Source organism: Vibrio rotiferianus, assembly GCF_002214395.1.
In the GTDB taxonomy this organism is placed as follows: domain Bacteria; phylum Pseudomonadota; class Gammaproteobacteria; order Enterobacterales; family Vibrionaceae; genus Vibrio; species Vibrio rotiferianus.
In genome coordinates this window covers 1,156,410-1,172,597 of the sequence record NZ_CP018311.1, presented here as the reverse complement: position 1 = coordinate 1,172,597, position 16,188 = coordinate 1,156,410, and the positions used below count along the sequence as shown (strand labels likewise).

Annotated in this window: 17 protein-coding genes; 7 read left to right on the top strand and 10 right to left on the bottom strand. The window is 44.6% G+C overall.

The annotated features are described in order from the left end of the window. The first annotated feature begins 9 nt into the window (after positions 1-9). Positions 10-1,146 carry a cytochrome d ubiquinol oxidase subunit II gene (gene cydB, locus BSZ04_RS05545; protein WP_088879789.1) on the top strand — a complete coding sequence of 379 codons (1,137 nt, stop codon included), beginning with the start codon at positions 10-12 and terminating at the stop codon, positions 1,144-1,146. Between the two features lie 10 nt (positions 1,147-1,156). Beyond that, a complete protein-coding gene (gene cydX, locus BSZ04_RS05540; RefSeq protein ID WP_010453186.1) occupies positions 1,157-1,264 on the top strand; it encodes a cytochrome bd-I oxidase subunit CydX in 108 nt (35 codons plus the stop codon). Between the two features lie 80 nt (positions 1,265-1,344). Here the strand turns inward: cydX and BSZ04_RS05535 are convergent, their stop codons facing one another. From BSZ04_RS05535 to BSZ04_RS05505, 7 genes are all read right to left on the bottom strand, one after another. Then, positions 1,345-1,695, bottom strand: coding sequence for a RidA family protein (locus BSZ04_RS05535; protein WP_038891792.1), 351 nt, complete (start codon positions 1,693-1,695; stop codon positions 1,345-1,347). Positions 1,696-1,705: 10 nt separating this feature from the next. Then, entirely contained in the window at positions 1,706-2,218 is a 513-nt protein-coding gene (locus BSZ04_RS05530) for a GNAT family N-acetyltransferase (RefSeq protein WP_088879788.1), read from the bottom strand. A gap of 33 nt (positions 2,219-2,251) precedes the next feature. Continuing rightward, positions 2,252-2,716 (bottom strand): NUDIX domain-containing protein, encoded by a 465-nt coding sequence (locus tag BSZ04_RS05525; RefSeq protein WP_088879787.1) that lies wholly within the window; start codon positions 2,714-2,716, stop codon positions 2,252-2,254. A gap of 23 nt (positions 2,717-2,739) precedes the next feature. Continuing rightward, complete coding sequence (locus BSZ04_RS05520) at positions 2,740-3,069, bottom strand: hypothetical protein (protein ID WP_088879786.1); 330 nt, start codon at positions 3,067-3,069, stop codon at positions 2,740-2,742. A gap of 341 nt (positions 3,070-3,410) precedes the next feature. Then, positions 3,411-4,961, bottom strand: coding sequence for a methyl-accepting chemotaxis protein (locus tag BSZ04_RS05515; protein WP_162531032.1), 1,551 nt, complete (start codon positions 4,959-4,961; stop codon positions 3,411-3,413). Between the two features lie 216 nt (positions 4,962-5,177). Beyond that, entirely contained in the window at positions 5,178-7,616 is a 2,439-nt protein-coding gene (locus BSZ04_RS05510) for a formate C-acetyltransferase/glycerol dehydratase family glycyl radical enzyme (RefSeq protein WP_088879784.1), read from the bottom strand. Positions 7,617-7,618: 2 nt separating this feature from the next. Further along, positions 7,619-8,560, bottom strand: coding sequence for a glycyl-radical enzyme activating protein (locus BSZ04_RS05505; protein WP_088879783.1), 942 nt, complete (start codon positions 8,558-8,560; stop codon positions 7,619-7,621). A gap of 254 nt (positions 8,561-8,814) precedes the next feature. Here BSZ04_RS05505 and BSZ04_RS05500 point away from each other — a divergent pair, with 254 nt between their 5' ends. After that, positions 8,815-9,489 (top strand): fructose-6-phosphate aldolase, encoded by a 675-nt coding sequence (locus BSZ04_RS05500; RefSeq protein WP_088880245.1) that lies wholly within the window; start codon positions 8,815-8,817, stop codon positions 9,487-9,489. 397 nt (positions 9,490-9,886) lie between these two features. Here BSZ04_RS05500 and BSZ04_RS05490 read toward each other — a convergent pair whose 3' ends face one another. After that, the gene (locus tag BSZ04_RS05490) at positions 9,887-10,882 is read right to left on the bottom strand and encodes a GGDEF domain-containing protein (protein WP_231896269.1); all 996 of its coding nucleotides are present in this window, start codon (positions 10,880-10,882) and stop codon (positions 9,887-9,889) included. Positions 10,883-11,030: 148 nt separating this feature from the next. Here BSZ04_RS05490 and BSZ04_RS05485 point away from each other — a divergent pair, with 148 nt between their 5' ends. Beyond that, on the top strand, positions 11,031-12,188 hold the full coding sequence (locus BSZ04_RS05485) for a linear amide C-N hydrolase (RefSeq protein WP_088879781.1): 1,158 nt from the start codon (positions 11,031-11,033) through the stop codon (positions 12,186-12,188). A gap of 160 nt (positions 12,189-12,348) precedes the next feature. Beyond that, a complete protein-coding gene (locus BSZ04_RS05480; protein ID WP_038885515.1) occupies positions 12,349-12,861 on the top strand; it encodes a DUF2799 domain-containing protein in 513 nt (170 codons plus the stop codon). Positions 12,862-12,896: 35 nt separating this feature from the next. Here BSZ04_RS05480 and BSZ04_RS05475 read toward each other — a convergent pair whose 3' ends face one another. Then, positions 12,897-13,355, bottom strand: a complete 459-nt coding sequence (locus BSZ04_RS05475) for a GNAT family N-acetyltransferase (RefSeq protein WP_088879780.1) — start codon at positions 13,353-13,355, stop codon at positions 12,897-12,899. Between the two features lie 80 nt (positions 13,356-13,435). Then, positions 13,436-13,906 (bottom strand): GNAT family N-acetyltransferase, encoded by a 471-nt coding sequence (locus BSZ04_RS05470; RefSeq protein ID WP_029561157.1) that lies wholly within the window; start codon positions 13,904-13,906, stop codon positions 13,436-13,438. 132 nt (positions 13,907-14,038) lie between these two features. Here BSZ04_RS05470 and BSZ04_RS05465 point away from each other — a divergent pair, with 132 nt between their 5' ends. Both BSZ04_RS05465 and yidZ read left to right on the top strand, forming a co-directional pair. After that, a complete protein-coding gene (locus tag BSZ04_RS05465; protein WP_088879779.1) occupies positions 14,039-15,229 on the top strand; it encodes an MFS transporter in 1,191 nt (396 codons plus the stop codon). After that, entirely contained in the window at positions 15,204-16,172 is a 969-nt protein-coding gene (gene yidZ, locus BSZ04_RS05460; RefSeq protein WP_088879778.1) for an HTH-type transcriptional regulator YidZ, read from the top strand. Before BSZ04_RS05465 ends, yidZ begins: the two co-directional genes overlap by 26 nt. Positions 16,173-16,188 lie beyond the last annotated feature (16 nt).

The following is a 16,188-nucleotide window of genomic DNA, read 5'->3' as shown; positions in this document are numbered from 1 at the left end:
GGAGGCACTATGTTTGATTACGAAAACCTACGCCTATTTACTTGGGCGATCGTTGGTGTGCTGTTGATTGGTTTTACCATCACCGACGGATTCGATATGGGGGTAGCCGCGCTGCTCCCTGTTATGGGGAAAAAGAACCTAGAACGCCGCGTAATGCTTAATGCTATCGCGCCACACTGGGACGGCAACCAAGTGTGGCTGATCACCGCTGGCGGTACCATCTTCGCGATATGGCCCTTGGTATACGCCGCAGCGTTCTCCGGCTTCTACATTGCCATGCTGTTAGTGCTCGCATCCCTTTGGTTGCGTCCTATCGGTATGGATTACCGAGCTAAAATCGATAATCCGCAATGGCGCAATGTGTGTGATATCGCCTTGTTCATCAGCGGCGTTATTCCACCGATTATCTTTGGGGTTGGCTTCGGTAACTTGTTGGTCGGCGTACCGTTCGAGTTAAACAACTTGCTGATGTTGGACTATCAAGGTGGGTTCTTTGACTTGCTCACTCCATTCCCAATTCTGTGTGGCTTGGTGAGCTTGACCATGGTGGTGACACAAGGTGCTGCTTTCCTTCAAATGAAAACCAAACATGAGCTACGCACACGAGCCCAAAACATCACGCTGTGGGGCGCGGGGGCAACCATGTTGCTGTTTATGTTTGGCGGTTTGTTCGCGGCATCGCAATCGGGTTACATCATCATAGGTGCAATGCTTAAAGATGGCATTTCAAACCCACTCAACAAACAAGTGGTGAGCATTGCGGGTGATTTATTGCATAACTTCAGCGAAATGCCGCTACTTTGGTTGATTCCATTCACTGCGGTAACGAGCTTACTGGTGTGCTTTTGGGCAACGGTCTCTCGCCGTGCTGGGGTGGCGTTTACTATGTCGAGTATTGCGATCGCTTGCATCATCTTAACCGCGGGCGTCACATTGTTCCCGATGATCATGCCATCAAGTATCAACCCATCGCACAGCTTAACGTTATGGGATGCGACATCAAGTGAGAAAACACTCGGCATTATCTCTATCGTTGCCATCATCGTTGTACCTGTGATTCTGGGCTACACCGCATGGTGTTACTACAAAATGTTCGGACGTTTGGATAACAACTACATCCGCAGCAACAGCTCATCGCTCTATTAAGGAGGCACGTATGTGGTACATGTGTTGGGTACTTGGCGTGTTACTCGCCTGCGCCTTTGGTGTCATCAATGGTTTATGGCTAGAGAACACAGGACGCTTTGAAGAGGAAGAGTTCTAAGTTCTCATACCATTTAGAAAATGTTTAAACAGTAAAACGCCCTCAACTCTGAGGGCGTTGTTAAACCAGTCAATGAACAACTAAGTTCGAACAGCCGTCACCGTCACTTCAATCAAGACATCCCCTTCTAAATCGACGCCCAAACACGCTCGTTGTGGCCAATGGTCTGAGTTATCTTCCACCCACTCGCACCAAACCGCATCCATAAGGGGCTTATCTATCATATTCGCGATATAGACTTGCGCACTTACGATGCGCGTTTTATCAGAGCCCAATTCAAGCAGATTGTCTTCAATAGTTCGCAGCGTTAGTTTAGTTTGTTCAACAATACCAAGAGTAGTGTCAGAAGATGTCGCGACAGTCCAAACTAGGTCTTTATAAGCTGACGATTTATTTCTTCCTTGGTAAATACCGCGTTTCCTTTCGATCATTCCTTAATCCTTAAGTAGTTGAGTAGGGACAACGAGGTATCACTCGATAGCGACGCACTTCGTATTGGTCTTGTTCTGAATAGAATGTATTGAGGAACTCGCCACCCGCCTTTTCGATCACGCGCCTTGATGCGGTATTGTTCACATCACAAGTGACGATAGCAAAGTCCTTAATGATTTCGGTTTTCACCCAATTCAACATCAATGTGGCGATGCCTTTGCCTTGAGCATCTGGCGCAGTTTCGTAACCAATGTGCCCAATCACATTTTCAAGGTAGTCGTTATTGCCTTCACGCACTCGAATCGAACCAAGTATCACCCCTTCTTCGATACAGAAGTATGTCGAAGACGGCGTCCAACCTTCCGGCAAACCTTCACCTTTTGCGTATCCAATTCGTTTTTTCAAAAGCGCTTCACTATCGCTTTGGGCGGCGACGTACATCTCCATTCCCGCCTGAGCACACTTTTCAACATACTGCTCAAACGCTTCAAAATGGCTGAGATTGGCTTTGACTATTTGCATTTTCTTCCTTGCGTTAGTTTGAGTGAGCAATTGTTACGAAACCAATGGCTCGATGTTTTCTGCAAATAAGCACTCAAGGGGATAAGGCAAAGCAAGTGCCGGCATATCTGTTTTAGAGAACCAAGCCAGCTCGATAGTCTCGTCATCTAGCTGTTCTACAAAGTGTCCCGTTTGCAGACACTTTAACAAGACAACTGTGTATTCAACTTGGTCGCCGTTTGGATAAGTAAAACCAAACCCCTCTCCACCGAAAATACCTAGCACACGTTCAACTTTAATCTTGAGTCCGGTTTCTTCTCTGACTTCTCGAACCACGGCTTGCGAAGGTGATTCGGCTGGCTCAATCATGCCTGCAGGCAAACTCCAACTGCCATCAGATTTCTTTTGCAAAAGCAGTTTATTACTTTCATTAAGGATCACAGCGGCAACGCCCGGAATCATTAATACTTGATTACCCACTTTGCTGCGTAGCTCTTTTACGTAGTGACTGACACTCATTTTTCATCCTTGAATATAACTTTTTACCAAACATTCATTTTGAAATACAACAAGAAGCAGGTGATGAATAGCAATCCACACCATGCGAAGAATGTCATGGCCTTTTGCTCTACCGATGCCTCTTCAGGGGCCGGTTGCAAAATAAAGTAAAAACAAACGATTGGGACAAGCTCGTAGGTTTTACCTATATATTGATGACCAGCCTCAAGGAATGGTGGGACGTACAAGTACACCACCGTGTACGCAATGAAATAAAGCATACCGAGAATTCGGTTTAAGCCGACGTCTTGCCCTTCTCTGTAAAACCACGCGAACGCCGCTAACCCTGCAAGTATTGCTATGAGTAAAAACATCCGTTCTTCTACCCTTGTTTTGAACTTTCTCCTACCCTATTGAAACAACCCAACTAATCAATCACTTATGCAACTAAATACGATAAAGCTCAAATAGATTTACTAAGCACCTAGCTCGATAATTGATTAGCTTTCTTCCACTGCAAATGAGTAATACCATTCGCACGTTTAAATGCGCAACGAGCACATGGGTAAATAGACGCATTCCAAAACCTAAAAAGGCACCTATTGGTGCCTTTTTGTCTGAGTCAATCTAACATTTTTATCATTGCGTCTGTTGATAAAACCAACTAACTCCAGATAATTGATCCCCTCACTACTTTTAGCCTTTGCTACTATAGTTAAGCGAACTTTTGAATCATTTCTGCCAAGTCCTCTGTACTTTTTCTTACTGTGTCATTCATTTTGTTTGTTTCTGTCATTAACTCATAAGACTCATTGTACTTAAGGTTTATGGTTTGAATATTTTCATTAATTTCATCAGTTACATATACTTGCTCTTCAATTGCGACTGCTATCTGTTGATTACGTTCAACCACATCCTGCACAAGATCTTCAAGCTGTTGAATACAATCTAAAGACGAATTTAGCAAAGATACTGTACCCGTTGATTTCTCGTTCCCTTTCTTGAGCGCGAGTACTGCTGATTGACTACCTTGCTGAATATTCTCTATTACTGTCTTTATTGACGTCGTCGACTCTTGAGTCCGTTTAGCCAATGTTCTTACTTCATCAGCAACAACAGCAAAACCTCGACCTTGCTCACCCGCTCTGGCTGCTTCTATAGCGGCATTCAATGCTAATAGGTTGGTTTGTTCAGCAATATCACTGATTACTTCCACAACTGAACCCACTTGTTCTGTTTGGTTGTTTAAACGCGTGACCACCTCAGATATTTGTCCTAGCTCATCCACGAGATCAAGAACTGAAAGGTTAACTCCATCAATCACAGTGCGGCTTTCTGTCATTGTGTGCTGGGCTTTTAACGTCGCATCTGCCGTCGCTTGAGCATTCACCGATATTTCAGATGAAGATGCTTGCATTTCATTCACAGCGACCGATACGGAATCAATTTGGACTTTCTGTGCGCTGAGATTTTCAGTAACGCTTTCGCTGTTTACTGCAGCTTTATCTGCGTTTTGCTGAGTCGAGTCACATGAATCCTTGACTGAAATACTAATTCTTCCGAGCAAAGCATTTGCGTATTGCTTTCTCATTTTCATTGCTAGCTCAATCTCTGCTAGATCATTAATTTTATTGCAATAAATGTACTCCATTAGAGGATTATCGAAATCCTTTCTTGATTGTTTTGCTAGCTTTTCTAATGGTCGTGTCAAAACATAAATCGCTAATATTGACAACAAAGAAACCGCCATGAAAGCAACCCAAGAGGGCTGACCTAACGTTTCGAGCGTCATACCCAAAGCACTAGATACTAAAATAAAAAATGCGGCTCTCATCCAAAGGCGCGTTCTTGGAAAATACATTTGAATTGGTTTAGAACCTGCATTTAGCTTTGAGTACGCCTTCTCTGCTCTTTTTACATATGCCCGTTCTGGTTTAAACCTAACAGATTGATATTCTACTGTTTTTCCATTGCTCTTTATTGGGGAAGCAAACGCATCCACCCAATAATACCCGCCATTCTTTCTCTTGTTTTTGACCATCCCCATCCAGTGCTTGCCACTTTTCAGGTGCGACCATAAATCTTTAAAAGCCTGTTTTGGCATATCGGGATGCCGAACAACATTATGAGGCTGACCAATTAACTCGCCATCATCAAAGCCTGCGACTTCATTGAAGTTAGCGCTCGCATACTTGATGTAACTAGACGGGTCGGTGATAGAAATTAAGTTATAGCTAGAAGGATAGTCATATTCCATTTCTCTCATATTCATTCCCCATAAAAATGCATCCCCAAATACCCATTAAGTTGCATAATTAATCGTAGGGCATAGGGTTAATATGTGAGAGAGAACTCGATTAATAAGTTCTAAAATGTGATCCACCTTAAAATACACACTAAGTTTCATATTGACTGCACTTAGTTTCCATCATCCATTAAAAAGGCACCCATCGGTGCCTTTTGTTTTACTTAGTGAGTGTACTTACAGTTCGTGCTCGGTACGTGCGATGATGTCGTCTTGCGCGTCTGGTGATAGCGCGGTGAAGAAGGCTGAGTAGCCTGCAACTCGCACGACAAGATCACGATATTGTTCAGGGTTCTTCTTCGCAGCTAGCAAGGTCTCGCGAGAGACGATGTTGTACTGCACGTGCCAACCTTTGTGGTGGTTGAAGAAGGTACGAATCAACATAGAAAGCTTGAGCTTATCCCCTTCAGACTCAACCGCCACCGGGCTTAACTTCTGGTTAAGCAGCACGCCACCAAGGATTTTGTTCGCTTGGATCTTACCGACCGAGTTGTACACTGCCGTTGGGCCTAAACGGTCTGAGCCAGATGACGGGCTTGCACCTTCTGCCAATGGCGTTTTCGCTTTACGACCGTCAGGCGTTGCCATGGTTGAGGCGCCAAATGGGACGTTTGCCGAGATACTTGATGTACCTGCGTAGTAACCTCCACCAATTGGACCACGCCCATGACGCGTATTAACGAACTGCTCTAGCTCATCAATGTACACTTGGTACGCGTCTGCCAGTAGTTGGTCTACTGCGTCATCATCGTTACCGTATTTTGGTGCAAAGTTGATAAGACGTTGGCGAAGCTGTTCGTTCTCCATGCCGTCGAAATCTTCTGCTAGTGCTTTTGCAAGCTGTTGTTGTGAGATAAGAGGCTGGGTGATCTGCGCGTCATCGAAAACAAGGTGTTTGATTGCAGCTAGGCTGTTACCCAAGTTTGCGATACCGACTTGCAAACCAGATACCCAGTCGTATTTCGCGCCGCCTTCTTTCACGGTTTTACCGCGAGCCAAACAGTCATCCACCAGCGTTGAACAGAAGATGTCTTGTGCCTGCTGTTCAAGCACGCTGTCGACTACCGTATCAATCTCAATCGATTTACGGGTGTAGTAGCGGATTTGCTCTGCCCAAGACGCTGTCACTTGCTCAAAGTTCTCAAAATTGCCTTTTGCCAATGACTTATCGTGCGGCAAGAAAGCTTGACCCGTTGTTGCATCCACACCTTCGTTCAATGAAGCGAGCAGAATACGAGCAAAGTTAATGAAACTCATGCCCGTACAACGGTAACCCCACTTGCCCGGAACCGCCGTCTCGATACAACCGATAGATGCGTAGTTGTACGCGTCTTCTTTCTCTACGCCAAGTTTGATGAATTCAGGAATGACAATCTCATCGTTGTTAAACGCAGGCATACCGAAGCCGCACTTAATCACTTCAACACAGCCCATCAGGAATTCTTGGTTTAAACCTTCATGGTAACGCACACTCAAGTTAGGTTGCGTCGAACGCAACTGACCACAAGATTCCAGAATCGCCCAAGAAAGTGGATTCACTGCATCTTCAGGCTCACCCTTTTCATTCAACTTCTGACCGCCGATACACACGTTTTGATACAGCGGAGAACCTGCGGAGGCTTTCGAGTGCGCACCAGAACGAATCTTGTTTACTTCAAGCAGCTTCAACCAACAGCTTTGTAAAAGCTCTAGTGCAAAGCCTTTTTCAATCGCGCCGTTTTCGATATCGCGAACATAAAATTCGTTTAGGAATTGGTCCATACGACCGAAAGAAACCGAGTGACCGTTCGATTCGATTTGTAGCATCAACTGAACAAAGTAGCTCAATTGCAGTGCTTGCCAGAAGTTTTCTGGAGCGTGGCTCGCGACATGACGACAGTTTGCCGCAATGCTTTCTAACTCAGCTTTGCGTAGCGGACGCGTCTCTTCTAGCGCCATTTTTGCCGCCAATTCAGCGTAGCTCACCATGTGGTCTTGAATGGCAAGCAGTACAATTTCGACCGATTTGTAGAACTGCTCTTTCTTCAAGCCTTCAAAGGTCGAAACATCATTGTTAGCACGGTGCTGACGAACATCCTCTAACAAACCGTTCATGCCTAGCTTCAAGATTTTCTCGTTATCCACGGCAAGGTGCGCGTCACCCGAAGTCATGTTGCCTTCAGCTTTAATGATGGTGCTGGCTAAGATTTCTTGCTGCTCATCAGTAAACAAACCATAACAACGGTCTTGAACGGTTTTACCGCGCCAATACGGCGTGATGCTGTGGATGCTTTGCTTATCTTCTTCAGTAACAGCAAAGCCTGCACCTGGGCGATCGGCTAGATCATCAATTTCCGCTTCAATCCAACGTACAGTGTATTCCGGGAAAATAGGCGCAGCACGCACTTTGCTCGCTTGGTTACCGACGATCAACTCATCGTGTTTAATCCAAATAGTACGAGTGCGTAAATGCTCTTGCAGTGCTAGCGCACGTTGGACAATCACAGGTTTGTCTTCGTTTGCTTGATAAGCACGAGTGTATGCCTCTGCACGCTCGGTACAGACAGGTGGCGTTACGATATTTACCAGTGCCAATTTGTGCGCTTTGATACGCTCAGGAAGGTAATTCAGGTCCATAGTTAACCTCTTACAATCACGTTAAGTTGGGTGTTTTCGCTTGCGTATTGCATGGCGCTTTCTAGCAGTTCTGGTTTGTTTAATGGCTTGTGAGAACACTCGTAAGGCATATCGAGCAAACGGTATTTATTGATGCCGAGCGTGTGGTACGGCAGCAAGTGAAGTTCTTGGCAGCTTTCTAGTGAAGCCGCAAAATCGATGATGTCTTTCAACTCTTCGATGGTGTCATTGAACCCCGGCACCACGGGAACGCGAATCACAATGCGTTTCGCGATAGGTGCCAGTTTTCGGAAATTGTCTTTGATGCGTTTTAGTGAACCTTTCGCCCAGCTAAGAAACTTTTCTTCATCAGTGTGTTTTAAATCCGCCAACCAGCAATCGATATGCGGCGCGGCTTTTTCGACGTTCTTCCACGGCACATGCATACACGATTCAATGGCGGTAGAGACTTGGTTGTCATGCAGACGCTGCGCGAGTTCTGCTACCAAATCCGCTTGCATGAGTGGCTCACCACCGGAGAAGGTCACGCCACCTTGGCTTTGGTCGTAAAAAGGTTTGTCTTTCATTAAGGTATCGAACAGCATGTCTGATTTCGCCTCTTCACCGCAGACGGTCAATGCTTGCGTAGGACAGACGTTTCGCAGCGCGATCAGTTGGTTTTCTTTGATGACTTTGCGATTGATGATGATCTGGTTGTCGATACGTTGAATACCATCACCCACCGTTTCACTACCTGCTGTAGATTGAGTTGTGGCTTGATAAGCAGAAACGCACAGCTGGCAATCTTCCATGCAGCTTCGCTGATCAAACAGCAGTGAATGCTTTTCGCTGCGGCTTTCTGGGTTTTGACACCAAGGGCAAGACAAGCTGCATCCTTTAAGAAAAAGAATGGAACGAATGCCATCGCCATCATGGGTAGAGAATCGTTGAATATTGAAATACATCTCTGCTTGCCTCTTGGTCTGTGCTACCGCTGTGTACTTAATTCGTTTCTTGCTGGTTAAGTCTTATGAACAACTTTTCTGCTTTCTAACTGAAAGCTTCATTTGAGCGTTTACAAGTTTCACTCAACTTTCATTTAATGAAATTATTATAGCTTCAAATGAAATTCCAATTGATCAAAATCAAGATCTCGTTCGATTGTCAGATCTATAGTGATCCCATCATCAAAACGAAGATTTTGTTTAAGGTAGAAACCATGATTGAACTTTATTTAGATACTGCTGATGTGGCAGAAGTAAAACGCTTTAACCAATGCCTGCCGCTAAAAGGCGTGACGACAAACCCAAGCATTTTGGCGAAGTCAAAACAGGGACTGAATGAAACTCTAGCAGGCATGCAAGAAGCACTTAGCGGGACACCTCGCTTTCACGCTCAAGTCGTGAGTTCAACCGTCGAAGGCATGGTGGCAGAAGCGCGCCAACTGAATGAATTACCTTACGACATGGTGGTAAAAGTGCCAGCAACAGAAACGGGCTTAGCAGCAATTAAGCTAATGAAAAAAGAGGGAATTCAGGTTCTTGCTACCGCTATCTATTCAGCTCAACAAGGTTTCCTAGCGGCACTGTGCGGTGCAGACTACCTAGCACCTTACGTAAACCGCATTGATGCGATGAACGGCAACGGTGTTGAAGTGGTCGCGGATCTTCAATTGTTGCTCGATCAAAACCAACTACCAGCAAAGATTTTGGCAGCCAGCTTCAAGAACACTCAACAAGCGATGGAAGTGATGAAACTGGGCATCGAAGCCATTACATTGCCAACCGATGTGGCGGCACAAATGTTCGCTCACCCAGCAGTAATACCGGCGGTTGAACAGTTCGATAAAGACTGGAAAGGGACGTTCGGCGATAAACTTTCATTTGAAAGCTAATTAAAAGTAGCAACTAGAAGTCTTAGTTAGGGTCTATTGACCTTTCATGGTTAAGTTTTGTTCGAGATAAAAGCGTTTTAATCGCGGCGAGAGGTTTGCCGCCTAGTCATTCTAAGCAATTACCTCTCAACAAAGAGTAAAACGCTTTTAGCCGAACCCTTCGGGCAGCATTTGTGGTTCATTTCTACTTCGTTACCGGCTTCTCAGTTAGACTAACTATATTTCAAGGCCTCTGCCTAATATAAATTACCCACAAATAGCTGCAAAAATCAGCTTGAAAGGTCAACAGACCCTATTAATAAAGGGAATCTTAACTCACCCTGTGCGCCAGTGAGTTTAAGATTCCCTTTTTCCAACTTTATAAAGGTTTTGGTCATAACAAATACTTTAAGCGTGTCTACGCAGCTTCAGCACAGTGAGTAATTTGATCTTTACCATTCATCTTAGCTTGATACATAAGTTGGTCTGCATACTTAAGCAAATCAGATTCAGTATGATACTCGTTCTTCACAAGTCCACCACTCAGTGTCAGGTAGACCTCACGACTATCCGCTTTCAGTTGGATATTTGAAATCGCTTCTCTCAGCCTATTCGCTTTAGTGATGGCCTCAGGCATATGTTTCGCGGAAATCCAGACACAAAACTCCTCACCACCAACACGAAACACTCTCTCATTACCAACCTCAGTCTTCAAACAGAGTCCTATTTCAGATAGTGCCTTGTCACCAATATCATGACCATGCTCATCATTAATATGCTTGAAATCATCAATATCAAACATCAGTAGATAGTCACCAACGAAACTAGCAAAAGAACTAGTAAAAGCCAGACGGTTACTGGTACCCGTAAGGGCATCAGTCAACGCCAGCTTAGAGAGAGAAGTGTTGGCTTTAGCGCGGCTTAATTCAAAAAAGTGAGTGACACACCAGATCGTTACATAACAGGTGATAAAGTTAATCATAACGGGTGCGTAGTCAAATAACTCATCACTAAAAAGTCTGTATATCAGTACCGAGCCCACTGAAAAAAAGACAATTGCTGTGAGTTTGAAACCAAGGCTTCCTCCCATCAACAAATAAGAAATTATGGGAAAGAAAAAAGCCCAAAGAAAGACAACATCGGTAAGGGGAAGAATCAAGTTCGCCACAAGTATTAATAACGCAATACTCAACAAATAGGCGAATACCACATAGCGATGACAGCCTCCGTTCCTACATTGAAGAAAAACGTAAAGAGATAGCAAGGCAAACAGCGCTTCTATAAACGCAAGCAAATATTGGGAATGATAGAAGACATTAAAAACAACCAGTGCCGACATAACAAACATGAATACAACACTTACAGACCGAAGTACTTTATTCCGGATCTGCTCTGTGTACTCCAAATTTTCCATACTCATAAATCCATTTTCATGCAAATCAAAAAGAGCGAGTTACATATCACAAACATAATTGTGTTTTCAGTTCCATTGATGATAATGATATCAAATTGTTAACAGGATATTTCTCTATTCATTGCACCGAGAAGGAAACTCGACACCTATGTGTACACGCATCTTCAATAATTTAAACCCGTCATTTCCTATGACAGGGAGAAACTTCGATTGGCACAACCCATTAACAACTTATTTATACCGACTACCTGCCGGAGATTCAATCCGGCTTGGAATCAATGATCGTCACCCAGAAGCACAAAAGGCACACCATTGGACAGCCCAGTACTCGAGTGTTTGTACCTATCTAGGCAGCGATAATATTGGCCTAGCGTCTATTGATGGGGTAAATGAAAAAGGTCTCGCCGTAAATGGGGTGGAAGATTTGCTAACATACTTTGAAAATGCGACAGAGATCATAAAGAGTAAAGATTCAGTCTCGAAACTAATACTCGAGATGCTAGAGCAAGACGAGAAAGAACATACAACAACACAAATCATTCCAGATGGCGTCGCCATCATCAGCTCACTTCGCTGGGTACAATTCACATTAGACAATTTTGAAAGTGTTCGCGAAGCGGCGGACTATTTCAGAAATAACCCTGACAACCTATACATCGTCAGTGAATATGTTCCAGATGGAAAGAACGAAACACCGACTAAATTGCACTTAACACTCTCTGATACAAGTGGTAATTCTGCAATTATTGAACTGAGAGGTGGACGTTTCAGTGTAAACGAAAGTGAAAGCTATAATGTCGCGACCGTTACGCCGCGTTTTGAGATTCAGCAGCTGTTATTAAAACCATGGTTAGAAAAATGGAACCATCCTAAGAACCTCGTTGGACTCACTCTCTTCGACGTTCCAGGTGGCACAGCAACTCATCAAAGATTCGCTCGAGCAAGTTATTACTATAAATTTTCCCAACCAGCAGCAGAGCAAACCGAGGTGCTTAGCCAAACAAGAGCATTGATGGCAACGTGCGCAACACCACTTGGTTGTCACTTTGAGCAAAAGCCTGAGTCACCACCCTCTGCGACTACGCTTTGGTGTAGCATCATCGATCACAACAACCTTTGCTACCATACCGTTAATTCATCAACCATGGCCCATAACTGGGTAGAATTAAAGCGCGACTTGCGCGAGCCGCAAAGAACTTTAGTCATCAACGCCCAATCCACTAATACGGAATATGTTGGCGCAAACGTATTTGGTGACTTAAGCGAGCACATGGAAACCTGCCCCTCTCCCTTTGACAACTACTAGTTAGCCCCCCATAGCCTCCTGAACTGGGGGGCTATGGCCTTAATTGTTTTCAATTTGCAATTACATGTATTTATGAGCACTATGATTCCACCCAATAAAATGAACACCGTTCAATTTATATTCTAATGGTCAATTTGATTTCTTTTAAGGACATTTACTGATGAAAAGAGCACTTATTCCGCTTGCTTTACTCACTTTGCTCTCCGGTTGTACCAGTATGTCTCCCGATGAGTGTAAGACGGCTAATTGGTACAAGGTAGGCTACCAAGACGGTCGAGAGGGTGACAACCCAAGCATCATCAACAGCTATACAGAAGACTGCAGTGAAGCTGGCGTTACGCCGGACAGGAAGGAATGGCAAGAAGGCTTCGATAAAGGCACGATTCTCTACTGCTCTCCGGATAATGGTTATACGGTAGGAGTAGAAGGTAAAACATATTATGGCGTGTGCAGTAATAAACAATTCATTGAAAACTACCAGTTAGGTCATCAGGAATATCAGCGCCAGCAACGTATTCAAGAGCTCGATACTCAAATTTCGGTGATCGACAACCAACTGGATAATAATCCAGATAAAGATAATGCCAAGCGCCTAAAAGAGAAGAGAAAAAGGCTGGCAGATGAACGTTCACAGTTGCTAATGCCAACCATCAATTTCAATTTGAATTTCTAAGGAACTTAACCTTAACTCGCTAGAAATACGTGACCCTAGCTCAGTTCTAGGGTCATAAATTGACTGTTCGGATCGAATTCGTAGTCCCCAAACGGATCGCAATACACAAAGCCATGCTTTTCATACAACAGACGCGCAGGTTTAAAAAATTCCATCGACCCAGTTTCTAAACTCAAGCGCTGCAACCCTTTTTGCTGCGCTTGCTCAATAACATGATTCAATAGTTGGGAGGCCACACCTTGGTTTCTTGCTGCTGGTGTGGTGCGCATGGATTTAAGCTCTGCGTGTTGGTTATCCAACTCTTTAATTGCAGCACACCCCAACAGCTGCTCATCTTTCCATCCAGTCCAGAACGTTACGGCTGGTAGTTTTAGTTTATCCAGGTCTAACGCATGTACGCTCTCTGGCGGTGACGTGGCATACATATCTTGTAAGTGTTCTTCTAACAGCGCGATGACTTCGGCTCTTTCTAAATTATCGACTTCAATCTTCACAGGTCTTCCTTGATTTAATCATTTAATTGCATCGAATTTATTTCAAAATCTGAGTGGATACAATCTTTACTCAGCCCTTTTTACAGCGCCTGACGCATGATGTGTTGGGGGCCAACGGGACCACCATGATAGAGCTCATGAGTATCTTCAAAACCAGCTTTAAGGTAACACTGATAAGCGGGCACATTTCGGCAGTTAACCGTTAGGTAGAGAAACTCAAACGTTGGATAGTGCAATTTAACAAAGTCCCCAAACAAGCGAATTGCTTGCTTGGCGATACCTTTGCCTTGATGGCGATGATCCACCAGCAGTGAGCGAACTCCTATACTTCCTTGAGGACAAAAGTCATAATCTTCACTGTACGCAGCATCGAACAAAAAGAACCCGACCACACGATCATTTTCTAGGATCAAATGGGGCAGCTCTGTCGGTTTAAGACTTTCCAATTTCTTACCAATATCCTCAATCGTAAACTGAGCCTGCTCTTCCAAGACTTGTAGCTCAATGGTTTGCTCATGACGGCATGGCGTGTACTTTTCAATGGTAATCATGGTCATCCTTGTTGAATTTCCGTTCGATTTATACAGGGTATGTCGTAAATGGAAATACCTGCGGTCGTAATTCCCACTCGCAGGCAAACGTTTAGCACACTATTATCCTCACCAATTGTTAGTGAGGTTGTCATGTTTCGTTTTCTGCTTTGTAGTTTCTCTCTTGTTTTACTCTATCCTACCGCGATTGATCTTTACCTTGTAGGTTTGCCACAAATTGCAGCCGATCTAAACGCCAGTGAATCACAGTTACACATTGCCTTCTCTATCTATCTTGCAGGTATGGCAACCACCATGCTGTTTGCAGGAAAGATCGCCGATTCCATTGGTCGCAAACCCGTTGCTGTAGTGGGCGCAGCCATCTTTATTACTGCATCATTGCTAGGCGGTACGGCTGAGCAATCCACTACATTTTTAATCGCACGCTTTGCGCAAGGTATTGGGGCTGGCTCTTGCTATGTAGTTGCGTTTGCTATTCTACGAGACACATTGGACGATAAACGCCGCGCCAAAGTTCTCTCCATGCTTAACGGCATTACTTGCATCATTCCTGTGATAGCACCCGTTGTCGGCCATCTCATTATGCTCAAATTCCCTTGGCCGAGCCTGTTCACCACAATGGCAGGTATGGGGATGATGGTTTGTTTGCTTTCTATTTTGGTACTCAAAGAGTCAAAACCTAGCGTCATACCACAACAAAGCACCGCTTCAGCTTCTACCCAAGAAACGTTTGCGGAGCGATTTTTCATCAGCCGACTCATCATTACTGCTATCGGTGTGACCACTATTCTTACCTACGTGAACGTCTCACCAATGCTAGTGATGGGCGAGCTAGGTTTTGATCGTGGTGGCTATTCTTCTGTCATGGCAGGCACGGCACTCGTCAGTATGATCACTTCTTTCTCTGCACCATTGGCTTTGTCTTACTTTAAGCAACGTACTCTGATGCTGACTTCGCAAACCTTGCTTGCCAGTGCTGCAATGGTGATTGGTTTTGCGCATCTAAACCAATGGGGAATCCCATTTTACTTATTCGGATTTGGGCTGATTTGTGCTGGCTTCTCGATTGGCTTTGGCGTGGCCATGAGCCAAGCGCTCAGCCCTTTCTCTCTGCGTGCAGGTGTAGCAAGCTCCCTACTGGGCATTGCTCAAGTGTGTTGCTCTGCTCTCTACATCTGGTTTATGGGCTTAATCGGCGTTAATGCGCTGAATATGTTGGTGTTTGTGTTAGCTATAGGTGGCGCAATCAGCTTGGCTCTAATACTATTTATTCCTAAGCCTGCTCATGAAAGCCACTATGAAGAAATCACTAGCCCGTCTTGATCTCAACCTGTTGTTCACTCTGCAATTGCTGCTGCAAGAGCAGAGTGTCTCCAAAGCGTCGAAAAAATTAAACGTCACGCCTTCAACAGTGAGTAAATCGCTCAATAAACTTCGTGACTGGTTTGATGATCCTCTGTTTGTCAAGACACCGAAAGGACTAGCACCGACTCCACTCGCGCAAAGCATGGAGCAAGATCTGGCGGAATGGCTACAAATTGGCAGCCAAATTGCGGAGAAGCGCAGCGATATAGCGCCAAAAGGCGTGCGCTTTGATCTGACCATTGAGTCGCCTTTGGTGCTGACGATTCTTGATGATCTTCTTGTTGCAATCCACCAGCGCTACCCAGATGCAAAAGTCAAAACCAGTAACTGGGATTACGATTCACTCGATGCGATTGTGCGTGGAGAGGCAGACATCGGCTTTACCGGAAGAGAAAGCCATCCCCGATCGAAGGAGTCACTCGACCTGCTCCCTTACTTCCTCGATTTCGAAGTGCTTTTCTCAGATTTACCTATGGTGTACTTGCACAGGGACCACCCCGTATTAAAGCAGGAATGGAACCTTGAGACCTTTTTGAGTTACCAACACATCAACATTGTTTGGGAAAAGAGTGAAACGTGGGCACTGGATGAAGTGTTGAGCGAACTTGGCTTACAGCGCTCCATTGGCTTAACCATGTCGAGCTTTGAACAGTCTCTGTTTATGGCCGCGCAACCACATCACAATATGCTGACTACAGCGCCACAATACTGTGAGAATTACACCAAGAAGCTGCATCCAGATTTGGTGTGTTTGCCGATTCCATTAGAACAACCACAACAAGAGAAACTGCTGATCCCATTCACCATGATTTGGCACAAACGTAATGCTTACAACCCAAAACTGGTCTGGTTAAGGGATACAATTAAGTCATTTTATGGCTGTTCTTGTAGCACTAATTAACATCAAGAAAGGGCAA

What these genes read in the sequence shown, in the direction of transcription:
- cydB (WP_088879789.1), top strand. Translation starts at nt 10, where the DNA reads ATGTTTGATTACGAAAACCTACGCCTATTTACTTGGGCGATCGTTGGT.
- cydX (WP_010453186.1), top strand. Translation starts at nt 1,157, where the DNA reads ATGTGGTACATGTGTTGGGTACTTGGCGTGTTACTCGCCTGCGCCTTT.
- BSZ04_RS05535 (WP_038891792.1), bottom strand. Translation starts at nt 1,695, where the DNA reads ATGATCGAAAGGAAACGCGGTATTTACCAAGGAAGAAATAAATCGTCA.
- BSZ04_RS05530 (WP_088879788.1), bottom strand. Translation starts at nt 2,218, where the DNA reads ATGCAAATAGTCAAAGCCAATCTCAGCCATTTTGAAGCGTTTGAGCAG.
- BSZ04_RS05525 (WP_088879787.1), bottom strand. Translation starts at nt 2,716, where the DNA reads ATGAGTGTCAGTCACTACGTAAAAGAGCTACGCAGCAAAGTGGGTAAT.
- BSZ04_RS05520 (WP_088879786.1), bottom strand. Translation starts at nt 3,069, where the DNA reads ATGTTTTTACTCATAGCAATACTTGCAGGGTTAGCGGCGTTCGCGTGG.
- BSZ04_RS05515 (WP_162531032.1), bottom strand. Translation starts at nt 4,961, where the DNA reads ATGAGAGAAATGGAATATGACTATCCTTCTAGCTATAACTTAATTTCT.
- BSZ04_RS05510 (WP_088879784.1), bottom strand. Translation starts at nt 7,616, where the DNA reads ATGGACCTGAATTACCTTCCTGAGCGTATCAAAGCGCACAAATTGGCA.
- BSZ04_RS05505 (WP_088879783.1), bottom strand. Translation starts at nt 8,560, where the DNA reads ATGTATTTCAATATTCAACGATTCTCTACCCATGATGGCGATGGCATT.
- BSZ04_RS05500 (WP_088880245.1), top strand. Translation starts at nt 8,815, where the DNA reads ATGATTGAACTTTATTTAGATACTGCTGATGTGGCAGAAGTAAAACGC.
- BSZ04_RS05490 (WP_231896269.1), bottom strand. Translation starts at nt 10,882, where the DNA reads ATGGAAAATTTGGAGTACACAGAGCAGATCCGGAATAAAGTACTTCGG.
- BSZ04_RS05485 (WP_088879781.1), top strand. Translation starts at nt 11,031, where the DNA reads ATGTGTACACGCATCTTCAATAATTTAAACCCGTCATTTCCTATGACA.
- BSZ04_RS05480 (WP_038885515.1), top strand. Translation starts at nt 12,349, where the DNA reads ATGAAAAGAGCACTTATTCCGCTTGCTTTACTCACTTTGCTCTCCGGT.
- BSZ04_RS05470 (WP_029561157.1), bottom strand. Translation starts at nt 13,906, where the DNA reads ATGATTACCATTGAAAAGTACACGCCATGCCGTCATGAGCAAACCATT.
- BSZ04_RS05465 (WP_088879779.1), top strand. Translation starts at nt 14,039, where the DNA reads ATGTTTCGTTTTCTGCTTTGTAGTTTCTCTCTTGTTTTACTCTATCCT.
- yidZ (WP_088879778.1), top strand. Translation starts at nt 15,204, where the DNA reads ATGAAGAAATCACTAGCCCGTCTTGATCTCAACCTGTTGTTCACTCTG.